At 51.7% G+C, this 23,370-nt stretch carries 17 protein-coding genes, 2 tRNA genes and 3 rRNA genes; 7 read left to right on the forward strand and 15 right to left on the reverse strand.

The genetic code is table 11. The features are described from left to right. Positions 1-28: 28 nt before the first annotated feature. Positions 29-703, reverse strand: coding sequence for an ATP-binding cassette domain-containing protein (locus K0I31_RS12235; protein ID WP_220078564.1), 675 nt, complete (start codon positions 701-703; stop codon positions 29-31). Positions 704-707: 4 nt separating this feature from the next. Next, entirely contained in the window at positions 708-1,562 is an 855-nt protein-coding gene (locus K0I31_RS12240; protein ID WP_011866144.1) for a putative selenate ABC transporter substrate-binding protein, read from the reverse strand. Between the two features lie 239 nt (positions 1,563-1,801). On the opposite strand from K0I31_RS12240, the gene K0I31_RS12245 reads away from it, so the two are divergent. Next, positions 1,802-2,476: a response regulator gene (locus K0I31_RS12245; RefSeq protein ID WP_220078565.1), complete on the forward strand. Its 675-nt coding sequence runs from the start codon at positions 1,802-1,804 to the stop codon at positions 2,474-2,476. Further along, the gene (locus K0I31_RS12250; protein ID WP_220078566.1) at positions 2,467-3,816 is read left to right on the forward strand and encodes an ATP-binding protein; all 1,350 of its coding nucleotides are present in this window, start codon (positions 2,467-2,469) and stop codon (positions 3,814-3,816) included. The genes K0I31_RS12245 and K0I31_RS12250 overlap by 10 nt, the downstream gene beginning before the upstream one ends. Here the strand turns inward: K0I31_RS12250 and K0I31_RS12255 are convergent. Continuing rightward, positions 3,813-4,508: a 2OG-Fe(II) oxygenase gene (locus tag K0I31_RS12255; RefSeq protein WP_011866147.1), complete on the reverse strand. Its 696-nt coding sequence runs from the start codon at positions 4,506-4,508 to the stop codon at positions 3,813-3,815. The two genes, K0I31_RS12250 and K0I31_RS12255, sit on opposite strands and share 4 nt — an antisense overlap. A 120-nt stretch (positions 4,509-4,628) precedes the next feature. On the opposite strand from K0I31_RS12255, the gene K0I31_RS12260 reads away from it, so the two are divergent. Both K0I31_RS12260 and K0I31_RS12265 read left to right on the forward strand, forming a co-directional pair. After that, complete coding sequence (locus K0I31_RS12260; protein ID WP_220078567.1) at positions 4,629-5,894, forward strand: cyclic di-GMP phosphodiesterase; 1,266 nt, start codon at positions 4,629-4,631, stop codon at positions 5,892-5,894. Between the two features lie 89 nt (positions 5,895-5,983). Further along, entirely contained in the window at positions 5,984-6,292 is a 309-nt protein-coding gene (locus tag K0I31_RS12265; RefSeq protein ID WP_220042728.1) for a DUF3135 domain-containing protein, read from the forward strand. 74 nt (positions 6,293-6,366) lie between these two features. On the opposite strand, the gene corA is transcribed toward K0I31_RS12265, so the two are convergent. Continuing rightward, on the reverse strand, positions 6,367-7,314 hold the full coding sequence (gene corA, locus K0I31_RS12270) for a magnesium/cobalt transporter CorA (protein WP_011866150.1): 948 nt from the start codon (positions 7,312-7,314) through the stop codon (positions 6,367-6,369). 161 nt (positions 7,315-7,475) lie between these two features. Further along, the gene (locus K0I31_RS12275; RefSeq protein ID WP_220078568.1) at positions 7,476-7,844 is read right to left on the reverse strand and encodes a hypothetical protein; all 369 of its coding nucleotides are present in this window, start codon (positions 7,842-7,844) and stop codon (positions 7,476-7,478) included. A gap of 191 nt (positions 7,845-8,035) precedes the next feature. Between K0I31_RS12275 and K0I31_RS12280 the strand changes: the two genes are divergently transcribed. Continuing rightward, complete coding sequence (locus K0I31_RS12280; RefSeq protein ID WP_220078569.1) at positions 8,036-8,764, forward strand: DUF2057 domain-containing protein; 729 nt, start codon at positions 8,036-8,038, stop codon at positions 8,762-8,764. 103 nt (positions 8,765-8,867) lie between these two features. Here K0I31_RS12280 and K0I31_RS12285 read toward each other — a convergent pair whose 3' ends face one another. From K0I31_RS12285 to gmhB, 7 genes are all read right to left on the reverse strand, one after another. Next, positions 8,868-9,803 carry a patatin-like phospholipase family protein gene (locus K0I31_RS12285; RefSeq protein WP_258406489.1) on the reverse strand — a complete coding sequence of 312 codons (936 nt, stop codon included), beginning with the start codon at positions 9,801-9,803 and terminating at the stop codon, positions 8,868-8,870. 1,097 nt (positions 9,804-10,900) lie between these two features. Continuing rightward, positions 10,901-11,016: ribosomal RNA gene (gene rrf / locus K0I31_RS12290) — 5S ribosomal RNA — on the reverse strand. 243 nt (positions 11,017-11,259) lie between these two features. After that, a 23S ribosomal RNA gene (locus K0I31_RS12295) occupies positions 11,260-14,152 on the reverse strand. 245 nt (positions 14,153-14,397) lie between these two features. Next, a tRNA-Ala gene (locus K0I31_RS12300) sits at positions 14,398-14,473 on the reverse strand. 114 nt (positions 14,474-14,587) lie between these two features. Beyond that, a tRNA-Ile gene (locus tag K0I31_RS12305) sits at positions 14,588-14,664 on the reverse strand. 200 nt (positions 14,665-14,864) lie between these two features. Further along, positions 14,865-16,409: ribosomal RNA gene (locus tag K0I31_RS12310) — 16S ribosomal RNA — on the reverse strand. The 16S, 23S and 5S rRNA genes sit together here with 2 tRNA genes alongside, the layout of an rRNA operon. A gap of 594 nt (positions 16,410-17,003) precedes the next feature. Next, positions 17,004-17,558, reverse strand: a complete 555-nt coding sequence (gmhB, locus tag K0I31_RS12315) for a D-glycero-beta-D-manno-heptose 1,7-bisphosphate 7-phosphatase (protein ID WP_220078570.1) — start codon at positions 17,556-17,558, stop codon at positions 17,004-17,006. Between the two features lie 173 nt (positions 17,559-17,731). Here gmhB and K0I31_RS12320 point away from each other — a divergent pair, with 173 nt between their 5' ends. After that, positions 17,732-19,051, forward strand: a complete 1,320-nt coding sequence (locus tag K0I31_RS12320) for an aminopeptidase P N-terminal domain-containing protein (RefSeq protein ID WP_220078571.1) — start codon at positions 17,732-17,734, stop codon at positions 19,049-19,051. A 78-nt stretch (positions 19,052-19,129) separates the two neighbouring features. Here K0I31_RS12320 and K0I31_RS12325 read toward each other — a convergent pair whose 3' ends face one another. From K0I31_RS12325 to K0I31_RS12335, 3 genes are all read right to left on the reverse strand, one after another. Next, positions 19,130-19,711, reverse strand: a complete 582-nt coding sequence (locus K0I31_RS12325) for a uracil-DNA glycosylase family protein (protein ID WP_220078572.1) — start codon at positions 19,709-19,711, stop codon at positions 19,130-19,132. A gap of 162 nt (positions 19,712-19,873) precedes the next feature. Next, the gene (locus K0I31_RS12330) at positions 19,874-21,214 is read right to left on the reverse strand and encodes an NAD(P)/FAD-dependent oxidoreductase (RefSeq protein ID WP_258406490.1); all 1,341 of its coding nucleotides are present in this window, start codon (positions 21,212-21,214) and stop codon (positions 19,874-19,876) included. Continuing rightward, complete coding sequence (locus K0I31_RS12335; protein ID WP_220078573.1) at positions 21,211-22,251, reverse strand: proline racemase family protein; 1,041 nt, start codon at positions 22,249-22,251, stop codon at positions 21,211-21,213. The genes K0I31_RS12330 and K0I31_RS12335 overlap by 4 nt, the downstream gene beginning before the upstream one ends. A 203-nt stretch (positions 22,252-22,454) precedes the next feature. Here K0I31_RS12335 and dapA point away from each other — a divergent pair, with 203 nt between their 5' ends. Next, positions 22,455-23,369, forward strand: coding sequence for a 4-hydroxy-tetrahydrodipicolinate synthase (gene dapA / locus K0I31_RS12340; RefSeq protein ID WP_011866159.1), 915 nt, complete (start codon positions 22,455-22,457; stop codon positions 23,367-23,369). The last annotated feature ends 1 nt before the right edge of the window (position 23,370 follow it).

Genomic DNA, 23,370 nt, shown 5'->3' on the forward strand with positions numbered 1-23,370 from the left:
TCTAAACATCGAATGTGAACATCTAATTTTAAACATCCCCGCTCGCCGCCATCTGGTTATCGAAGAAGCAGGCCAGCTGCTCACCATCGAGCTCACACGTCGGCTTATCGAGCACCAACTTACCCTCGCTAAGGCCTATGATGCGATCGAAGTGACTCAGGGCTAAGTCGCTGTCATGCAGCACCATGATCACGGTTTCGTGACGCGCCTTGACCAGACTCAGCAGGCGCTGGGCCATCACGGGATCCAGGGCCGAAAACGACTCGTCGCCGATGAAGCTAGGTTTTTGCTGATAGAGCGCCCGCGCCAGGGCAACCCGTTGACGCTGGCCGCCAGAGAGCGAAGAGACAGGCTTCTGCAGCGGCGCCTCAAGGTACAGCTCGGCGCACAGCTTGGCCACCTCTTCACGCCTTGCCGCCAATGGCCAGGCGAGATTTAACAGGTTATAGGCAAAGGAGTGCCTGGCCAGCGCGCCCATATAGACGTTATGGAACACGCTCAGGGCATCAACCAAACCTTGGGACTGACTGCATAGGGCGGCGTCTTGCTTAAGCTGCTCGTAAATATAACTCAGCAGCGTCGACTTACCCGCCCCAGAAGGACCGACTATGGCTAAAGACTCTCCCCGTTTAATCGACAAGTCGAGATCGTCGATGACCCGAGTCTCACGATAACTCAGGGAGAGTGATTCTATGTGGAGCACAGAATTAATCTAGCAGGCCGATCGCCGTGGCCACAGATTCGATAGGCTCATAATCTGCGTTGTCTGCCTCAACAAACGACTGACGTGGGAAGCTGGCTAGCAGATCCGGATCTTTCATCTCCAGTAGCGCCTTGGTCAGCTTCTCAGTAAAGCCTGCACCGAAACGTTGATCGGCGTCGGCACGTACCGTCCACTGATAGTCTGGATAGGCTGGGGTTTCCCAGATCACCTTCACCTTGCTGGTATCCACAGTGCCATTGGCCACCGCCGTTTCCCATACCTTGTAGTTTACCGCGCCCACCTGGTAGGCACCGGCCTCGACTTGGGCGATGGTGCGGCTATGGTCGCCAGAGAAACCGATACGGGTAAAGATATCTTTCACCTGCTTGCCCATGTTGCGCTCAATGTAAAATTGCGGCATCAGGCGGCCAGAGGTCGATCCTTTCGAACCGAAGGTAAAGGTATAACCGTTCAGGTTAGGGAAGTTGGTCGACTGCTCGAGCGGAGTCGAGGCATTGGCGATGAAGAAGCTCTTAAAGTATTGATCTTCATAACCCTGAGCAATCGCTTGTGAGCCAGGCACCAGACGTCTCGCCTGCACGCCAGAGAGGCCACCAAACCAGGCCAGCTGCACCTGATTGTTACGAAACGCGGTAACGGCTGCCGAGTAAGATTTGACCGGTACATAGTTCACCTTAACGCCCAGCTCAGTCTCCAGGTACTTTGCTACCTTGTTAAAACGCGTCTTTAGCTGACTCTCGTTTTCATCAGGGATGGCGGTAAAGGTAAAGGTTTCGGCTAATGTCGCCGGCACAAACAAACAGGTAAAGATTAAGGGTAGAATTTTAGCGAAGGACATATCTAGGCCTAAACGAGTAAGAAATTTACCGGATTCTAACCATTTGACAGGCAAATTAACAGGCGGAACATGACCTTATTGCTCACAAAAATCTAACAACTAAACTTTGTTTGAAGATGAGTCAGTCCCTGTTAAGCTAACCTATTATAAATTAATGTTTTATAAAACGTCCTCCGCTTGGCTAACAATTGCCCTAACGGGTCGCCGAGCGAGCACTTAAATAAACATAGGCAAAGCATATGAGAATTTTGGTCGTTGAAGATGATCCCCTACTGTCCCACCACCTCAAGGTACAACTGAGCGAGTTAGGCAACCAGGTTCAAGTCGCCCAAACCGCCAAAGAAGGCTTCTATCAGGCGACTAACTATCCCATAGACATTGCCATCATAGACCTTGGCCTGCCGGATCAAGACGGTATCTCGCTGATCCAGTCGCTGCGCAAGGCCGAACTCAAGGCGCCTATTCTCATCCTCACCGCCCGGGTCAACTGGCAGGATAAGGTCGAGGGGCTCAACGCCGGCGCCGACGACTATCTGGTGAAACCCTTTCAGAAAGAGGAACTGGTCGCCAGACTCGACGCCCTGGTGCGTCGCAGTGCGGGCTTCGTCAAGCCACAGATCACCAGCGGACCGTTGGAACTGGACTTGGCCGCCAAACAGGTCACGCTGGATCAGAGCCCCATGGAGGTGACCGCGTTCGAATATCAGATCCTTGAATACCTGATGCGCCACTGTCACGAGGTGGTGGCCAAACAGCGACTACTGGATGTGATCTATGGCGATAAGGAAGGCGATCCCAACACAATTGAAGTAATGGTCAGCCGTCTGCGCAAGAAACTGACCAAGGGCGGACTGGAAAACCCCATCGCCACCATTCGCGGTCAGGGCTACAAGTTTAATCTGTCATGCAAATAAGGTTTAAGCCCAAACAGCGTCTGCTCACGCGGATGTTTCTCACCTCGCTCTCCATCATCGCCTTGGTGGGCTTCGGCCTCGCCTGGCTGGTCAACCTGTTGTATGCCCAGAATAGCTACAACGAGGAAACCGCCGAGCTTATCGCCGAGATCCCCAAGGTAGCCGCCGAGCTGCGGGAGCACGACCTGATCCCAGAGACCTCAGAATGGCTGGACGAGAACAACACCCCGGAAAAATATATCATCGCCAGCTGCAACGAGGAGTTTAAGCAGGTATGGACCTCCTCTCTGGCCGTAGACCGTGGTCTGTTCGATACCTGCGAGCGCTTCAACGAGATACGCTTCGACTCGCCGCCCTACTACCTCAATCTCGCCGACAATAAAAACTACTTCGTCTACCTGCTCTCGGTGGAGATCGCCAAGCAAAAATACAACCTGCTGGTGATGAAAGATGCCCAGAAGCTGGAGCAGGAGTTCGACAAGTTCAGTCGCCGCACCTACTGGCGCCTCGGCATGATCTTGGCCCTGGCCTTGGTGCTATTAATCAGTGCCGGCTACTGGGGAATGCGCCCCTTGGTGCGTATGCGTAACGAGCTGCACCAGGTCAGCAGCGGCAAGGCCAAGGCGCTCTCCGAGGATTACCCAGTGGAGCTCGAAGGGGTCACCCAGGCGCTCAACCAGTTGCTGGTGCAATCCAGCGCCCAGCAGGAGCGCTACCAGAACGCGATGAACGATCTCGCCCACAGCCTGAAGACGCGTCTGGCGGCGGTGCACGCCATCACGGACGATCAGACCCTGAGCAAGTCGAGTGCCAGCGAGAAGATCATGGAACAAGTCAGTCAGATGGATCAGTTGGTCAAGTATCAGCTCAAGCGCGCCATGCTCGGTCGTAAGGGACTCAAGCAGGAGCAGACCCTGGTCGCGCCGCTGATCGACCAGCTATCGCAGATGTTGTTTAAGGTCTACCGTGACAAGCAGATCCAATTTAGCGCCGATATTCCGGATGATCAGGTGTTCCCCGGTGACAAAGGCGATTTGATGGAGCTGTGTGGTAACCTGATGGAGAACGCCTTCAAGCTCTGTATCAGCAAGGTAGCGGTCACCGCCCGTTACGGCGATAACAGCGAGTTTATCTTGATCGTGGAAGATGACGGCCCGGGGGTACCCGAAGCCATTCGTCAAAGGATCATTGAGCGCGGCGTGCGCGCCGACACTCAGAAGGCCGGCCAAGGCATAGGGCTTGCCGTCTGTAACGAAATCGTCTCCAGTTACAACGGCAGCCTCAGCATAGATACCTCATCCCTCGAGGGAGCGAGGTTCACCATCAAGATCCCGCTTTAACCCACAGGGGCGTATAGCTTCTCGGCGCGGTTAAACATCACCCAAGAGGTGGCGATATACTTGTCGCCACTGATGGGCATATTGCCCCTGTGACTGTGGGTGAAGCCTGCAGGGGCAATCACCATGGTACCCTTCTTCGGCTTAATTTTACGCTGCTGATAGAAGAACTCGGTTTCCCCCCCCTCTTCCACATCGTTCAGATAAAACATATAGAGCACGACCCTGTGCAGCGCCTCGTTGTGTCCCATCTGCGGAAACTGCTCCGAATGCCAATGGGGGTAGCCCCCCTTGCCCTGCTGGTAGTGTTGAATATTAATGGTGCCGCTGCGATACAGGTACTGCACCAATGGCTGTACCCTGTGCCTTCCCAGGGTATCGAAGTTATCCGGGGTCAGAGTCTGTGGCTTACCCTGTTCGTCCGCCAGAGTGACCGCCACCGCCCCCATCAAACCCAGGGCATATTTTTCAAAATATTGCGCACTGTGTTTTAGCGTATAATTAAGGAGTTCGTTTCTCAGTGGCAGTAACTCCTGAAAGTTATCCATGGTTATGTCACGGCTAATTTTCTTTTCCAGGTCAACACCATGACCCGTAATACCATCAATGACACCAGGATGTGTGTTGACGGTCTCGATGAGACGATCGCACAGTTCATCTGGGATGGCATTGGGGTAGACTTCGATGAAATCCATGTACAACTCGCTAAATTAGACAAATTTGTGATGCAACTATGCTGACACATAGCTTAAGTAATTGTAAAGCCAGCTGGTTCAGATAAAATAACGCGCAACTTAAGGCAAACGTAAAGACACATGAGCAGAAGCTGTAAGGTAAACACAAACCAACTACAAGTGGGCAATTTTGTTAGATTACCTGTCTCCTGGAAAGACCATCCCTTTCTATTTAATTCCTTTAGACTCAAGCAAGAAGCTCAGATCGAACTGATCAAAAAACTCGGTATCGAGTATGTGTTTGTCGACCTGGATAAGAGCTCTGCGCCGCCACTGGGCAAAGAAGATGCCTACGATGCCCCAAGCTTTAAAGATGACGGCGACCTGACCAAGCTCAGCCAGCAGATGAATCAAAACAAGCAGGAGCGTATCGAGCACCTCAAGAAACTCAAGCGCGACCTAAAGAAAACCGAGCAGGAATTTGACCGCTCAGTTGCCATGATGCGCAACCTGATCGCCAAGCTGAGAAATCGCCCGCTTAACGCCATATCCGATGCCAAGGAGCTGATCAACAGCATCACCGAAGAGCTGCTTAACTCCGACAACCTGGTGCTGCACCTGATGAGTGACGCCAAAGACAGCGACGGGATCTACTATCACTCCCTCAACGTGGCGGTGCTCTCAATGATGATCGCCAAGGAGCTGGACTGGCCAAGAGAAGATATCGAGGCCGTCGGCATGGGCGCCCTGTTCCATGATACGGGCAAGCTCAAGATCCCGCCTCAGCTGCTTCGCAAGAAGACGCCGCTCACCCAGCCCGAGCTGAACTTCATCCGGCAACACCCCGCCATGGGGATAGAACTGTTGAAGCTGGCCAATAACTTCCCCGAAGATGCGGCGCCAATCGTCAGAGACCATCATGAGTTTCTCGATGGCAGCGGCTATCCCAGGGGATTAAAGGCGGACCAAATCAGCCTGCCGACCCAGCTGGTCGCCGCGGTCAACCTCTACGATCAGCTCTGTCACCCAGAGGGACAGGTTAAGGCGCGAACCCCCTATGCGGCACTGGGCTACCTGTATAAGAACTACAAGGAGCGGCTCAATCAAGAGGCTATTGGTAAGCTCATCAAGATGCTCGGCGTCTATCCGCCTGGCAGTGTGGTGGAACTTTCCAGCGGACAATATGCCATGGTGATGGCGGTGAATCTCGAGAAGATCCTCTTCCCAAGGATCTTGGTCTACGATGCGCTCGTGCCAAAAGAGCAGGCGCCTATCGTGGATCTGGAGAGCGAAGGCCTAACTATCGTCAGGTGTATCGCCCCCTCGGCGCTGCCGGAAAAGATCTTCAAATACCTGAGTCCCAGAGAGCGGGTCAGCTATTTCTTCGGAGGCGATAAGAAGGCGTAACGTACGCCTGACTGTCTTTCTCCGCGGGCCAGACTAAAATTAGAGTACTGGCCTTGCATTATGGCGTTTATGCGCTAGGGGGAAAGAGTATGGTAGAGCTACCCGATTTCGACAGCCTGAAATGGCTGGCGCAGCATGCGCCGCAGCAACTGGCCACCCTGCAGAAAAATCTCAACAAGGCCTTGATCAGCGAGGCCCATGCCAACAACCGCGCCCAACTGGAAACCATTCGTCATCATCTTGAGTTCAAGCTGTCGCGCTGCAGCACGCCTTACGCCCGCTGTTATATGGCGCTGCGGCTGATGAATGACAAGTTCATAACCTTAAACCAAGTGATCAATCAGCCCGACCTTTACACAGATAACAGAGCCAAGGTGCTCTGTTATCCTGGTAAATAACTCACGCCGTTAAGATGTGCGTTTGGCTGCCGGCCAAAACTTTAAGCTAGGCCAGTGCCAAGCTCAGGCTGATATTAGAGCCAGCCTTTACGCTTGAAGAAGAAATAGGTTGAGGCCGCGCTGCCAATCATCATCATGATCGCCATAGGATAACCCCACTGCCACTCAAGCTCTGGCATGTTGGCGAAGTTCATCCCATAGGCGCTGGCAATCACGGTCGGAGGCAGGAAAATCACCGCCGCAACCGAGAAGATCTTGATGATCTTGTTTTGTTGTAGCCCACTGAAACCCATGGCCGCATCGAGCAAGAAGTTCAACTTATCGAAGATGAACTGACTGTGGGGCATCAGAGATTCGATATCCGACAACATCTCCCGCAGATCTTTCAGATCTTCATCGGTCAACTTGCCGCGATAATAACGCTGCATGTAGCGCAGGGAGCGCTGGGTATCGAGCAAACTCAGGCGTATCTTACCGTTGGAATCTTCCTGCAAGGTGATCAGCTTAAACACATCGTCGAGTTCACTGCTCTCAAACACCTGCTCACCCACACTATCCAGCACAGAATAGACATCTTCGATCAGATCCGAGAGGTAATCCACCTTAAGGTTGAACAGCTCCAGGAACAGTGCCTGTGGAGTCTGTACCTCTAAGCGGCCTAAACGCAGATAGTTACGCAGTAAGCGGATCAGCCCCACATCATCTTCCCTCAGGGTCACCAGAAACTGTGGACGCAGGTTGAAGGAGACGTTCACCCCTTTAACATCTTGTCCCACACGCTGGGGGAATAATGAGTTGATGTGTAGACCGTCCTTGTTTTGATAGAAACGCGCCGAGGCCTCAATTTCGTTAATATCTTCCTCGTCCGGTAGCTCCTCTACCGAATAACCCCTCAGCCATTCACGTTCGTCATCTTCAGGTTTGTAGAGATCCAGCCATAAGGTCCCCTCAGGAACACTGTCTCGAATATTCAACTCGACAATGGATAACTTATTCGCTTGAAAGACATAAGCCGTGATCATAGGACCTCCTGAAAAAGACACTTAGATGAAAACGCACCACATCCAAGCGCAGGGTATAATTTGGCGTTATTCTACCGAATAACGCGCCATTGAACAGCCTAATCGACTGCTAATGAAGGGAATATAACCAAAATAAAAATGAAGCGGTGTTAAAAACCAGCCTACCTTATATTCGGCGGGGTATCGGCAATCACGATCCGCTCTTGGGTCGACAAGCGTACCTTGAGGCCGTCGACTGTGGTGAAGGCATCGCTCTGTAACTCGCGTTTACGTACCAGGTAGACCTCTTTCGAGGCCGACGCCGGCGAGATAATGGTGACATACACCAGCTGATTGCCCTCTTGCCAGGACCAATACCAGTAACCACCACTCCCCAGCAGCGCCAGAGCCGCGATACCAAAGGCAAGGTATTTAAACACGATTCGCTGACCCAACTGACTGGCCGTCGGTTGGCTGACCACCTTAGGTCTTCGAAGATAGGCGATCGCCGCGGCAATCACTAACAGAGTCACTAATATTTTAGTTAACACGCTAAGCTCCTGGAATTAATCCCCACCATTATAGAGTCTTAGCAAGCAAATTACTGTAACCCAACACTCAGGATGCTCAAAAAGCCTAATGGCCGCTTGTAAAGTTGTCCAACTGGGCCACGAGGTGCTATAACACAGATAAATTATTCTTTTCCCGGTTTACCATGAAATCTTTAATCCATTGCCTATTCTTGATCCCACTCTTTTTTGTACAAGCGCACGCCGAAGTCACCATCACACTGCCAGATAGCGCAGAGCCACTGCTGCTTAACGGTAAGGATATCACTAGCCATCAGCTGATCTCGCAAAATGGCCCGCAGCAACTGGTCTTTAATGCCCGCGCCAGCTACCGCGAATTTGGCCAACAGAAGCGCTTCGTCTCAGAGACCCTTATCGTCACCTTTTCTGGCGAAAACAATCACTATCGCGTCAGCCTACCTAAGATCAGCTCACCTAAATCGGCGGAGAAATTTAACAACGCTCCTCAAATTAGCCTCACAGATACTCAGGGCAATAATGTCACTTACAAGATAGATAAGTTGCTAAAGGATGGCATTCAGATAGGCCGAGATTACAGCGAAGAGATAAAGGCCTACAACATGGGCCAAGGCGTTGCGGCCATCGCGATCAATCAGCCGATCCAGATGGCGCCTAGCACCTCAAACAGAGCCTCAAGCAGTACCTCAAGTAGCGAGGCAAACCCTGCAGCAGCCTCAACGACCTTGGCAGCGCAGCCTGTTGGCCAGCCAACTAGTCAACCAAGCACTCAGCCTGTAACTCAAACAGGCACGCCACGCCGCGATCAGATCAATGTCGGCCAGATGCTAGATTTCTGGTACGAACAAGCGGATGAAGCCACCAGAGAAGCCTTTAAAAAGCGTATAGGACTCATCGAACAGGAGCAGCGAGACGGGCATTAAGCCAGCCGGTTGGATACTACCGGTATCGATAGGCGCCATGACTTTCAGTGAAACAGCTTTAAGTAAAATAGCTTTAAGTAAAATAGCTTTAGCCAGCATAACTTTATGCGGCGCGCTTCAAGGTGGAAAGGCCATCCTCTTTCAGGAACTTAAATCCCGCCTGCCGCCCAAGTCGATAATCCCTATCAAGCTCTGCCGTCGAACTGCCGAGTAACTTGCTCGCCAGTGCCCGGCGGGGGAATAGCTGAATGATCTCCACGCCCTCAGGTGGATTGTCGATAAAGGAGAGTGAGCGCTTATATTCGGCTTCATGGTGCAAGTAATACTCAATCGCCCTCGGGCAGCGATTCGAGCTACAGATCCAAGACTTGAGACGATTCACCCAGGGGGTATAAGCCTGGTATTCCTCTGGCATGGTACGTATCACCACTATCTTAGTCGCCCCGCGCCGATAGGCCTCCTCTACCGGCAGCGGCGCCGACAGGCCGCCATCGACATAAAAACTGTCCTCTAAAGGCACCCCTTGACGATAGAGAAACGGCAGCGCGCTCGACGCCTTGAGTAACTCGAGCCAATTCTGCATATTGGGCTGACGAAATATCGCCTGATAGTTAGAACCATTGGTCATGCTAAACAGCAGCCGGCGATGGGTCAATGCCCGCATCCCTGCTGACAGATCCAAGCCTAAGGACTCGCCTTGCACCTGATTAAAGTACCAATCGAGATCCACAGTACTCTTCCCGGCAAGACCGCGACTCACCTTCACAAATTGCGGATCGCGGGACAAGCCCTTAATCGCCTGCTTGGCAAAGCCAATCTGCCCAGTGAGATAACTCGAGAGATTCTGCGCACCAGCGGAGGTCCCAATGAGCAGCGCAAAAGGGTTATAGCCTCTCTCAAGCCAGGCATCTAACACACCCGAGGTAAATATCCCCCGCTGCCCACCGCCTTCGGCGATCAACGCAGTGTTGGCCTGAACGGGCGTAATTACTCGCTCAATCTGGCTGCCCTCTCCCTTAGGAGTAAAGGATTGCCCCATCAGAGAAAGCGAGCCGGTAGAATCAGTATTTTGAGAACCAGTCTTAGGAAAACTGGCAGTAGGAAAACCAGTATTAAGAGAATGCGTCACAGATTTAGTGCCCCAGTTAGCCATTAGCTTCATAACCTAAATCTAAATCCCCCTAGCTCCCCTGTATAATTGAATGATCAAATCGTGCAGATAGAAAACATCTATTAACGCCCAAGTAAGCTCAAAGTAACTTATCCAAGCCTCTCACATAGAGGCTTACGACATCTGCTAATTCAGTGCTTATTAACGGATGTATTAACGGATGGAGATAAACTGCTAGGTCAAAGCCCAGCAAAAGCAATGGCATACGCAGACGGCCTCTCACATGGGGGCGTAAGGCATCCGTATATTAAGCGCAGCTTGATGGATGACTGAAGCGCGAAGCAGCTAAGCAGGGGGTCTAATGAATAAAAAGGAAAGGCGCCTGTCATGGCCAGCTTCTAGCCAGACATCAGATACTAACTCCGTCAATCTCACATGGGGGCGTAAGGCATCCGTTTATCAAGCGCAGCTTGATGGATGACTGGAGTGCGAAGCAGCTAGGCTGCGAGCTGAGGGTCTATTGAATCAAGAGAAAAGGCGCCTGTCATGGCCAGCTTCGAGCAAAGCTCTCCGCGTTCACCCCTTGCATCAAACTTTGTTTGATAAACGCAAGAGCTTCACCCTACTTCACATGGAAATGTACCTCACTGTGTTCGGCTCTTTATATTCCCCATGTTCGAGTAGATATTTCAAAGGCTGTTAAACGAAAAAAAACCCCAACACTAGGTGCTGGGGATTTCTCGTTTATTAGGCGCCTGGAAATGACCTACTCTCACATGGGGGTGAAAGTGAGGCGCTTTAAATACGCAGTATTTAGCCTCACTTGAACGCGGAGAAGCTATGCTTCGTAGCCGGAGAACCCGCTCAGCGGTGGGGCGACGTCGGGAGTAGGCATTCATGCCTACATAAGTGAATAAGCCACCTGACTTTAATTAAGGTGGTTTCGAGAGGGGATACTGATAATTTCATAAACCTCAAACGCAAAAAAGCCACCTTATTCAGGTGGCTTCTTCACTTAATTAGGCGCCTGGAAATGACCTACTCTCACATGGGGAGACCCCACACTACCATCGGCGCGATTGCGTTTCACTTCTGAGTTCGGGATGGGATCAGGTGGGACCACAATGCTATGGTTTCCAGACAAATTATTACTGGTTAATTCTTCGTCTGACGGCATTGTTTCCTCGCTGCAGTGCTCATGTACTCTAGTACACTCCGCGCTTCGCTTCGTTACGGCTTTGTCAGCCAAACAATTACCTGCGTAATTAACCAAAATAGTAAATTTAGAAAGCTGCTTGAGTTCGCACTTCAATCAAGTACTTTTGTATTCTTTTGATTACGTAAAACCATTACTTACTTTGCAGTAAAAACCCTTTTGGGTTGTATGGTTAAGCCTCACGAGTCATTAGTACAGGTTAGCTCAACGCCTCACAACGCTTACACACCCTGCCTATCAACGTCCTAGTCTCGGACGGCTCTTTAGAGACCTTAAAGGTCTAGGGATGACTCATCTTAGGGCTCGCTTCCCGCTTAGATGCTTTCAGCGGTTATCGATTCCGAACGTAGCTACCGGGCAATGCCATTGGCATGACAACCCGAACACCAGCGGTTCGTCCACTCCGGTCCTCTCGTACTAGGAGCAGCTCCCTTCAATCATCCAACGCCCACGGCAGATAGGGACCGAACTGTCTCACGACGTTCTGAACCCAGCTCGCGTACCACTTTAAATGGCGAACAGCCATACCCTTGGGACCGACTTCAGCCCCAGGATGTGATGAGCCGACATCGAGGTGCCAAACACCGCCGTCGATATGAACTCTTGGGCGGTATCAGCCTGTTATCCCCGGAGTACCTTTTATCCGTTGAGCGATGGCCCTTCCATTCAGAACCACCGGATCACTATGACCTGCTTTCGCACCTGCTCGACGTGTATGTCTCGCAGTTAAGCTGGCTTATGCCATTGCACTAACCGTACGATGTCCGACCGTACTTAGCCAACCTTCGTGCTCCTCCGTTACTCTTTGGGAGGAGACCGCCCCAGTCAAACTACCCACCAGGCACTGTCCTCAACCCCGATTCAGGGGCCAGAGTTAGAACATCAACACTACAAGGGTGGTATTTCAAGGATGACTCCACGAGAACTGGCGTTCCCGCTTCAAAGTCTCCCACCTATCCTACACATGTAGGGTCAATGTTCAGTGCCAAGCTATAGTAAAGGTTCACGGGGTCTTTCCGTCTAGCCGCGGGTATACGGCATCTTCACCGCAATTTCAACTTCACTGAGTCTCGGCTGGAGACAGCGTGGCCATCATTACGCCATTCGTGCAGGTCGGAACTTACCCGACAAGGAATTTCGCTACCTTAGGACCGTTATAGTTACGGCCGCCGTTTACCGGGGCTTCGATCATGAGCTTCTCCGAAGATAACCCAATCAATTAACCTTCCGGCACCGGGCAGGCGTCACACCGTATACGTCATCTTGCGATTTTGCACAGTGCTGTGTTTTTGATAAACAGTTGCAGCCACCTGGTATCTGCGACTCCCGTCAGCTTAGAGAGCAAGTCTCATCACCAACAGGAGCGTACCTTCTCCCGAAGTTACGGTACCATTTTGCCTAGTTCCTTCAGCCGAGTTCTCTCAAGCGCCTTGGTATTCTCTACCCGACCACCTGTGTCGGTTTGGGGTACGATTCCTGCTAACCTGAAGCTTAGAAGATTTTCCTGGAAGCATGGCATCAACTACTTCATCACCGTAGTGACTCGTCATCAACTCTCAGTATTAGGTACCCGGATTTGCCTAAGTACCCTACCTACAGCCTTAAACGCGGACAACCAACGCCGCGCTAGCCTAGCCTTCTCCGTCTCTCCATCGCAGTTAGCAGAAGTACGGGAATATTAACCCGTTTCCCATCGACTACGCCTTTCGGCCTCGCCTTAGGGGTCGACTCACCCTGCCCCGATTAACGTTGGACAGGAACCCTTGGTCTTTCGGCGAGGAGGTTTTTCACCCCCTTTATCGTTACTCATGTCAGCATTCGCACTTCTGATACCTCCAGCGTGGGTTACCCCTTCACCTTCAACGGCTTACAGAACGCTCCTCTACCGCACTAGCGCAAGCGCTAGTACCCATAGCTTCGGTGTATTGCTTAGCCCCGTTATATCTTCCGCGCAGGCCGACTCGACTAGTGAGCTATTACGCTTTCTTTAAATGATGGCTGCTTCTAAGCCAACATCCTAGCTGTCTAAGCCTTCCCACATCGTTTCCCACTTAGCAATAACTTTGGGACCTTAGCTGATGGTCTGGGTTGTTTCCCTTTTCACGACGGACGTTAGCACCCGCCGTGTGTCTCCCGAGTAGTACTCATTGGTATTCGGAGTTTGCAAAGGGTTGGTAAGTCGGGATGACCCCCTAGCCTTAACAGTGCTCTACCCCCAATGGTATTCGCTCGAGGCGCTACCTAAATAGCTTTCGAGGAGAACCAGATATCTCCCGGTTTGATTGGCCTTTCACCCCCAGCCACAAGTCATCACCGCATTTTTCAACATACGTGTGTTCGGTCCTCCAGTTGATGTTACTCAACCTTCAACCTGCCCATGGCTAGATCACCGGGTTTCGGGTCTACACCTTGCAACTAAACGCGCAGTTAACACTCGGTTTCCCTACGGCTCCGCTATTCGCTTAACCTCGCTACAAAATGTAAGTCGCTGACCCATTATACAAAAGGTACGCAGTCACGGTCTCAAGAACCGCTCCCACTGCTTGTACGTATACGGTTTCAGGTTCTATTTCACTCCCCTCACAGGGGTTCTTTTCGCCTTTCCCTCACGGTACTGGTTCACTATCGGTCAGTCAGGAGTATTTAGCCTTGGAGGATGGTCCCCCCATATTCGAACAAGATATCACGTGTCCCGTCCTACTCGTTTTCACCTAAAGTTAGTTTTCATGTACGGGGCTATCACCCTGTATCGCTGTGCTTTCCAACACATTCCACTAACACCCTCTAGGCTTAAGGGCTAATCCCCGTTCGCTCGCCGCTACTAGGGGAATCTCGGTTGATTTCTTTTCCTAAGGGTACTTAGATGTTTCAGTTCCCCTCGTTCGCCTCACTAAGCTATGTATTCACTTAGTGATGACACCTTATGGTGCCGGGTTTCCCCATTCGGACATCGTTAGCTCAAATGCTTGTTACTAGCTCGCCAACGCTTTTCGCAAGTTACTACGTCCTTCATCGCCTCTGACTGCCAAGGCATCCACCGTATACGCTTAGTCACTTAACCATACAACCCAAATGAGTTTCATCTGAGTCGCATCGCAACTAACGGTTTCTACTTTCGCCAAAAGAATACTCAAGTCACTTGATTAAAGTGTGTTTTGAGAACTCAATTATTTTTCGCAATAATCTTTCGATTATTACTATCAGCTTTCCAAATTTTTAAAGAGCGGGCTTAAAAAAGCCAAAGATAAATTCTGCATTTATCTTTGGCATCTCTAACCATAACTGCATGCTCTCTTTAAGAGCAAATGGTGGAGCTATGCGGGATCGAACCGCAGACCTCCTGCGTGCAAGGCAGGCGCTCTCCCAGCTGAGCTATAGCCCCATTACATGCAGCGAACAAAGTATACTATTGCCAATTCGAGTTGAAACAAGGCATGTATTGAGGACGTTTAGCCTGCTAAACGACGAAATACATAACGCAGTATCAACGAAGAATTGGTGGGTCAGAGTGGACTTGAACCACCGACCTCACCCTTATCAGGGGTGCGCTCTAACCAGCTGAGCTACAGACCCATTTCTTTTTGGTTTTTTAATCCTTACTCGGCGTTACTCTCTTCGTTTCTCAGTCATGTGCTTAAGCACACTCCCTGCGAGACTCATCAAGTGCCTTGATTAAGAATCAAAAGCCTCAAAATATCTTTCGATACTTTGCTCTATCTTTCTATCAAGTAATCTGTGTGAACACTCAACAAATATCGATTCAATCGTATAGGTAAGGAGGTGATCCAGCCCCAGGTTCCCCTAGGGCTACCTTGTTACGACTTCACCCCAGTCATGAACCACACCGTGGTAAACGCCCTCCCGAAGGTTAAGCTATCTACTTCTGGTGCAGCCCACTCCCATGGTGTGACGGGCGGTGTGTACAAGGCCCGGGAACGTATTCACCGTGGCATTCTGATCCACGATTACTAGCGATTCCGACTTCATGGAGTCGAGTTGCAGACTCCAATCCGGACTACGACCGGCTTTGTGAGATTAGCTCCACCTCGCGGCTTCGCAACCCTCTGTACCGACCATTGTAGCACGTGTGTAGCCCTACTCGTAAGGGCCATGATGACTTGACGTCGTCCCCACCTTCCTCCGGTTTATCACCGGCAGTCTCCCTAAAGTTCCCGGCATTACCCGCTGGCAAGTAAGGATAAGGGTTGCGCTCGTTGCGGGACTTAACCCAACATTTCACAACACGAGCTGACGACAGCCATGCAGCACCTGTCTCAGAGTTCCCGAAGGCACCAATCCATCTCTGGAAAGTTCTCTGGATGTCAAGAGTAGGTAAGGTTCTTCGCGTTGCATCGAATTAAACCACATGCTCCACCGCTTGTGCGGGCCCCCGTCAATTCATTTGAGTTTTAACCTTGCGGCCGTACTCCCCAGGCGGTCTACTTAATGCGTTAGCTTGAGAACCCAGTGTTCAAGACACCAAATTCCGAGTAGACATCGTTTACGGCGTGGACTACCAGGGTATCTAATCCTGTTTGCTCCCCACGCTTTCGTACCTGAGCGTCAGTCTTTGTCCAGGGGGCCGCCTTCGCCACCGGTATTCCTTCAGATCTCTACGCATTTCACCGCTACACCTGAAATTCTACCCCCCTCTACAAGACTCTAGTTGACCAGTTCGAAATGCAGTTCCCAGGTTAAGCCCGGGGCTTTCACATCTCGCTTAATCAACCGCCTGCGTACGCTTTACGCCCAGTAATTCCGATTAACGCTTGCACCCCTCGTATTACCGCGGCTGCTGGCACGAAGTTAGCCGGTGCTTCTTCTGCGAGTAACGTCACAGCTAACGGGTATTAACCGTTAACCTTTCCTCCTCGCTGAAAGTGCTTTACAACCCGAAGGCCTTCTTCACACACGCGGCATGGCTGCATCAGGCTTGCGCCCATTGTGCAATATTCCCCACTGCTGCCTCCCGTAGGAGTCTGGGCCGTGTCTCAGTCCCAGTGTGGCTGATCATCCTCTCAGAACAGCTAGGGATCGTCGCCTAGGTGAGCCATTACCTCACCTACTAGCTAATCCCACCTAGGTACATCCAATCGCAGAAGGTCCGAAGATCCCCTCTTTTCCCCCGTAGGGCGTATGCGGTATTAGCAGTCGTTTCCAACTGTTATCCCCCTCGACTGGGCAGTTCCCTAGGCATTACTCACCCGTCCGCCGCTCGTCAGCAAAGAAAGCAAGCTTTCTTCCTGTTACCGCTCGACTTGCATGTGTTAGGCCTGCCGCCAGCGTTCAATCTGAGCCATGATCAAACTCTTCAATTAAAAGTTTTTGTGCTTCACTCTTTATTCAAAAGGAAGCGACTCAATGAATTCTGATTCATCACTTAGACTCGGAAGAATCTAAGGATGTTTGTACATATTGCTATGGACCCTCATCGTTGCATTGAGATTTAAATCGTTTTCGATTAACTCAATACCTGTGAGTGTCCACACAGATTACTTGATAAATTGTTAAAGAGCGTGCTCACGGTGGCTTAAACACCTTATGAGCGCTAGCACATCTCGGCAGTTCCAAGTGGCTAGGGCTGCGTATTCTACTCAGGGCGACCGAGGCGTCAAGGCCTTTTCTCAGATTGTTTTATAAATTCGGCTCAAATGCTCAAACATCGAACAATGTGACGATTTAGCCATCATAAAAGGCACATTTTGAGGAATGATATAGTGATTTTCGGTCGCTTGGTTCGTCTAATCTAGTCGAGATAAACGAGCAAAAGGGCGATTCTGACTAGATTCGCCCATCAAAGGCATATAAAGACGACTTAATAGCTATTGAAAACACATTCATCAGATAACACATTCATCAGATAAGGACTTAATCCGATAATGACTTCATCACGAGCTTATAAGGACTTGTAACTAGTTTAGCGACGCCAGGTAAGTCGGCACATCGGCGATAGAGTCTAAAACAACAGTAGCCGCGGCTATGGCTTCATCTGTTACCGTTTTGCCAGTGCGCACTAAGATACGTGTAGGCACCCCTGCGGCTTCGGCAGCTAGCATATCGTCACGCTTATCCCCCACCATAACAGAGCGGCTCAGGTCTATCTTTAAAAACTGCGCCGCACTCTTGAGCATGCCGGGTTTAGGCTTACGACAATCACAGTCCTGCTTATACTCGCCAATGCCTTTTTCGTTGTGATGAGGACAGTAATAGATGCCATCGAGGTCGACCCCCTTATCGGCGAAGTTCCAGTCCATCCATTCGGTCAGACTGTGAAACTGATCTTCAGTGTAGAGTCCGCGGGCGATGCCCGACTGATTGGTCACCACCACCAGCTTATAGCCTTGCTGCTTTAACGCGGCGCACGCATCGAATACTCCCTCGACATATTCGAAATCATCGACCTGATGCACATAACCATGGTCGATATTAATCACTCCATCTCTATCCAGGAAAACGGCACGATTCACGAAAACTTCCCCAATCCGACTGAAACCAAAAATTAGTTGGCCATTATTATCACACTTGAATCAACAAAATGCACCGAACAATCACGAATAAAGTCGATGAGGACTAGAAATGAATAAAATATACAAATATAGTTAAGCCATTCGCATACCGCTATAAAGAGATAGGGATAAAGATGCCCGCAAACAGCCAATATGTAATTAGACGCCAACGCCTCATGGATAGCCTACCCGAGGACAGCTTTGTGATCCTCGTGGGTTATCAGCAAAAGGTGCGCAGCAAGAACATCAAGTATCACTTTCGCCAAGACAATGATTTTCTCTACCTGACAGGTTTTAACGAGCCCGATGCGGTTGCTCTGCTCTATCGTGGCCCGCAAGGCGAGATAAATTACACCTTGCTATGTCGCCCAAAGGATCCTCAACAGGAGGTTAGTTTCGGTGCCAGAGCGGGCATTACCGGTGCTATCGAAATATTCGGCGCGACTCAGGCCTTTGACATCGCCGAGCTAGATACCGTGATGGCATCGAGTCTCACCCATCAGCGTCAGGTATTTATCAGCGACGAACTGGGCCGCTTTAATCACAAATTGATCGATTGGTGTAACGTCCAGCGCCAGGCCAGCGGTTTCGATACACCCAAATGCTACCGGAGCATCACGCCACTGGCCAAATACCTTCACCCACTGCGAGTGATCAAAGATGAGAATGAGCAGGCGGCAATACGCGCCGCAGTTAACGCTTCTGTCGACGGCCACAAGGCTGTGATTAAGGCCTGCCGCGCAGACATCAATGAGGCTCAGCTGGCCGCAACCTTTAACTATGCTATCGCCGCACACGGCGCTAACGAGGTCGCCTATCCCAACATAGTGGCGGCGGGCAACAACGCCTGTTGCCTACATTATGAAGAGAACTGCTGTCAGACCCAATCTGGTCAGATGCTGCTGATCGATGCCGGCGCCGAGCTCAATCACTACGCCGCCGATATCACCCGCAGCTTTCCGGTAGACGGCCGCTTTACGCAGGCACAAAAAGCGATCTACCAACTAGTGCTCGACGCCCTCGATGCCGCCATCGCCAAAGTCAAACCTGGCACGCCCTGGAATCACCTCTATGAGACCTGTATGCAGGTGATGGCCCGGGGCCTCATCGAACTCGATCTGTTACAGGGGAGCTATGAGGAGGTGATGGCCAGCGAAAGCTACAAGCGCTTCACTGTGCATAAGACGGGGCACTGGCTGGGAATGGATGTCCACGATGTCGGCCCCTATCACGATGAGAATGGCGAGTGGCGCAGGCTTGAGCCTGGGATGATCTTTACCATAGAGCCAGGCATTTATATTCCGGCCTCAGCCACAGATGTGCCAGAAGCCTATCGCGGCATGGGGATCCGCATCGAAGATGATATCCTAGTTACTACTGACGGCCATGAAAACCTGTCAGAGCAAGTACCTAGGTCAATTGCCGAGATCGAGGCCTTCATGGCGCGCGGCTAGTTTTTAATGACGTGAGCGCTATAACAGCACTAGGGCTCTAATGACTCGAGGTTTCTTGGGCTTAGAACTCTAAAGAAGCTAATACGCGATAGCGCTCGCCACCCTCGCCTTGAGCACAGGCAATAATTCGGTTTCAAACCAAGGGTTACACCTGAGCCAGAGATTATTGCGAGGGCTGGGATGCGGTAGCGGCATGATCTGACTTCCATGACTCTGCCAGCCTTGCACGCACTCGGTCACCCCACCACACTGCTTACCGAAATGATAAGCCTGGGCATACAGGCCAATCACCAGAGTTAATTGAATATTCTTAAGATGTGCCAGCAGAGCCTCTCGCCAAGCCGGCGCACATTCGCCCCTTGGCGGCAAATCCCCTGAGCGTCCCTTCCCCGGATAGCAAAACCCCATAGGGACGATAGCAAACAGGGAAGAATCGTAAAACTGCTCGCGGTTAACCCCCAGCCAATCCCTGAGCCTGTCACCGCTGGGATCGTCGAAAGGAAGCCCGCTGGCCGCGGCCTTAGTGCCCGGCGCCTGACCGACAATCAACACCTTGGCGCTTGATTCGGCCTGCAGCACGGGCCGCACCTTATGACTAAGATGCGGCTGGCAGATCTGACAGCGGGCTATACGCTCTAGTAGTTGTTCTAAGGATTCCATAAAGGCTCCGGCAAAATATTATTAACCAATATAATGCTACAGCAATGCCAAAGCTAAATCGCAATCGAATCTTCACCGAGATGCGATCTTACAGACATGCATACCCGCCTTTCTTTTATCTCGTTATCCTTAAATCACTTACTATGTCTCATAGTCCGCCACCTAAAATCGGTCGATGCGATAAGGGGTCATATCGACCAAAGCCTCCTCCCTCTTGATGGTCTTCGCCATAAGCTGTGCGCTAAAGGCGGCCCAGGTGAGTCCCAGGTGCTGGTGACCAAAGGCAAAGAAGATCTTATCACTCTTAGGTGAAGCGCCCAGCACAGGCAGGGAGTCGGGCAGCGAGGGTCTAAAGCCCATCCAGCGCTCTCCCTGGGAGGTTTTAGCACTGGCCAACACATCTGGCAGCAGCGCCTTGGCATGGGGCAGCAAACAATCGGCCCTTGCCTCGACCAGTGGCGCCTTGAGACCGCCAAATTCAACCGTACCAGCCAGACAGCTTCCTCGGTTCATGGGAGTGATGATGAACTTGCGCTCGAAAGATGCCACCGGCCGCTGCAGACGACTTTGCTGTGGCATCATCAGATGATAGCCACGCTCGGTTTCCAGCGGCACCTTAAAGCCAAGCTGCTGCGCCAAAGGCTTAGACCAAGCGCCGGCGCTGAGCAGCAACCTATCACTATGATAAGTTACTCCGCTAGCGACACTGACATTAACACCTTTCTCTTCCTTATCTCCCTGACATTCAGCAGCTAACTGAGTCACCTCAGCGATCACCAGCTCGCCCCCCAGCTTCTCAAACTGCGTTGCCAAGCGGTGACACAGCTCGGCCGGATCCGGCGTATGGCCGACCTGGGTAAACCATAGTCCGTGGTTGATATTGGGGCTGAGATCCGGCTCCAGTGCCCTCACCTCCTCACCACTGATTAGCTTAACCGCCACGCCAGTATCACGATAGCTCTTGTATACCCGCTCGACCTCGATAAAAGGCGTCTGCTCAAACACCAAGAGACTGCCCTCGAGTTTGAGTAGCTCGGAGCAGCCACAATCGCTCACCAGTTGTTGCCAGGCTTGGATACTCTTTTGATTTAAGGCCTTGATCGCCGCCGAGTTATGGGCGCGTCTTGCGGGCACCATATTGACTAAGAAGCGCATAAACCAAGGCAAGGCCTTGAGAAAATAGCGCGGCTGAATGCGAAACGGCCCTAATGGGTCGAGCAACATGCCGGGCAGTTTGAGTAACATGGCCGGGTCGGCCAAGGGAAACACCTGCTCGGTGGCGAAGTGGCCCGCGTTTCCAAAGGAGGCGCCCGCCGCCACCCCTTGCTTGTCGATGACGCGCACGCTAAAGCCCGCCCTTTGCAGGGCGATGGCATTGGCAAGGCCTATAACGCCAGCACCTATGACAGTGATATCCGCGTTTCGGGTAGAAGACACGTTGGCCGGTGAGGCTTTATCCTGGCCAGTTAACTCGTGGTTTGTCATGTGATTAACCTCGATCATCTGAGCATAAATCCCTGCTGAAACTGATCCTTGGGATCTAAGATAAACTCATGACGCCCGGTAATAAAGGCGCGGCCACTCACCTCGGGGATCACCGCCGCCTTGCCATAAAAGTCGGCGTTATCCAGCGCGCAAACCTGCATGGCGCCATCGACAATACTCTCAATCTTCAGGCGCTCACCCAGTACGACCTCGCCTCGAGCGTGAAGCAAAGCTATGCGACCGGCCACCCCAGTGCCTGTGGGCGAGCGATCCACCTCGCCATCGGCAAAGACGCACACATGGCGCGAGTGGGCATCATTGGAGCTGGTCTTGCTCGAGGTAAATATGGTGCCGTAGAGAAAGCCTAAATCCGCTTCTAATGGATGAGCTAACGGATGCTGAGCCATCACGGCGTGCTTGATGCGCCGACCCCAATCGATCAGCTGGGCGACATTATCCGGCGCGCAGCTCAACCCCAGCGCATCGGCATCGACATAGGCGTAATAGGCACCGCCGAAACCTATGTCGTAAGCCACCTCGCCTATGCCCTCGACGGTTACGCGACAATCCAGCGCCTCGGCCCAGGAAGGCACGTTACGAAAGCTCACCTTGAGCTCTCCCGTCTCATCACGATAGGCCTTGGCATGGATAAGCCCTGCCGGCGCATCAATCTTTATCTCTCTTGGCATATCGCCGAGCGCTAGGGTGCCCGTCTCGACCGCCACAGTTACCAAGGCCAAGATGCCGTGACCGCACATGCTGCTGTATCCCTCGTTATGGAGAAACAGCACGCCAAAATCGGCGCCCGGGGTGATAGGCGCAGTGATGATGGCGCCGTACATATCGGCATGGCCCCTGGGCTCATGCATCAAGAGCTTACGATAATGGTCCAGATGCGCTGTGAGATATCTGCGTTTGGCCAAAATGGTATCCCCGGGGATCTCGGGATATCCCTCCAGCAGGATCCGCAACGGCTCGCCTTCGGTGTGAGCGTCGAGGGTCTTAAATCGGGTACAGGCATCGAGAAAGCTAGGACTTAAATCTAATAGGCGCATCGGGACTTCCTTTGTTATTGTTTGTATGCAATATATAGTATTTACCGGTGAGAGATAAAAACATAAATAGCGGCAATCTCACCAAGGGGCTTTTCTTCCCCTCAAAATTGTATACAATATACTATAGCTTTTGGTAAACGCCAAAACTTGATATCACTTTTTCGCCGCGCACGTTGCACGGCAATATCTATAGAGGTCTGAACATGAAAGTAAACTGGCAAGGTGTATTCCCAGCAATTTCTACCCAATTTAATGACGATGGTTCGATCAACTATGAGTCGAACGCGAGAATGCTGGAAGACCTCATTCGTGACGGTATCGATGGGGTGATCGCCCTGGGTACCATAGGCGAGAACGCCTCCCTTTCTCCGGAAGAAAAACGTGAATTCATCAAGCACACGGTCGAGACGGTCAATGGCCGCATCTTGGTGCTGTCTGGCTGCACCGAAAACACGGCCCAGCAGGCGGCAAAATACGCCCAGGATGTCGAGGCGCTCGGCGTCGATGGCCTTATGTTACTGCCCGCCATGGTCTACCGCGGCACAGACCGTGAGGTGATCGCCCACTACCAACACGTAGCGCGCTCGACCAAACTACCAATCATGATCTACAACAACCCTGTAGGTTATGGCGTCGACATCAACCTGGAGATGACCGCCGTGCTGGCCGAAGAGCCAAACATAGTGGCCATCAAGGAATCGACCACAGATACCCGCCGCCTCACCGAGTTGCAGAGCCGTTTCGGCGATCGTTTCAACATCCTCTGCGGTGTCGACGATATTGCGCTGGAGAGCATTTTGCTGGGCGCCACAGGTTGGATCTCTGGCCTAACCAATGTCTTCCCAAGAGAATCTGTTACTCTGTTTAAACTGGCCCGTGCCGGCCGTATTGAAGAAGCCCGTGAGATCTACCGCTGGTTCATGCCGCTGCTGCGCCTGGACACCATTCCGACCCTGGTACAGTGCATCAAATTTGCCGAGCAGATCGTCGGCCGCGGCAGCGAAAATGTGCGCCTGCCGCGCATGACCTTGATCGGTGACGAGCGTGCCTATGTGGAAAAGGTGATGGCTGAGGCATTGGCTACCCGCCTGGATCTCGACAAGTACAACCTCAACTAAA

The organism is Shewanella spartinae (assembly GCF_019457555.1).
Lineage (GTDB): Bacteria > Pseudomonadota > Gammaproteobacteria > Enterobacterales > Shewanellaceae > Shewanella > Shewanella loihica.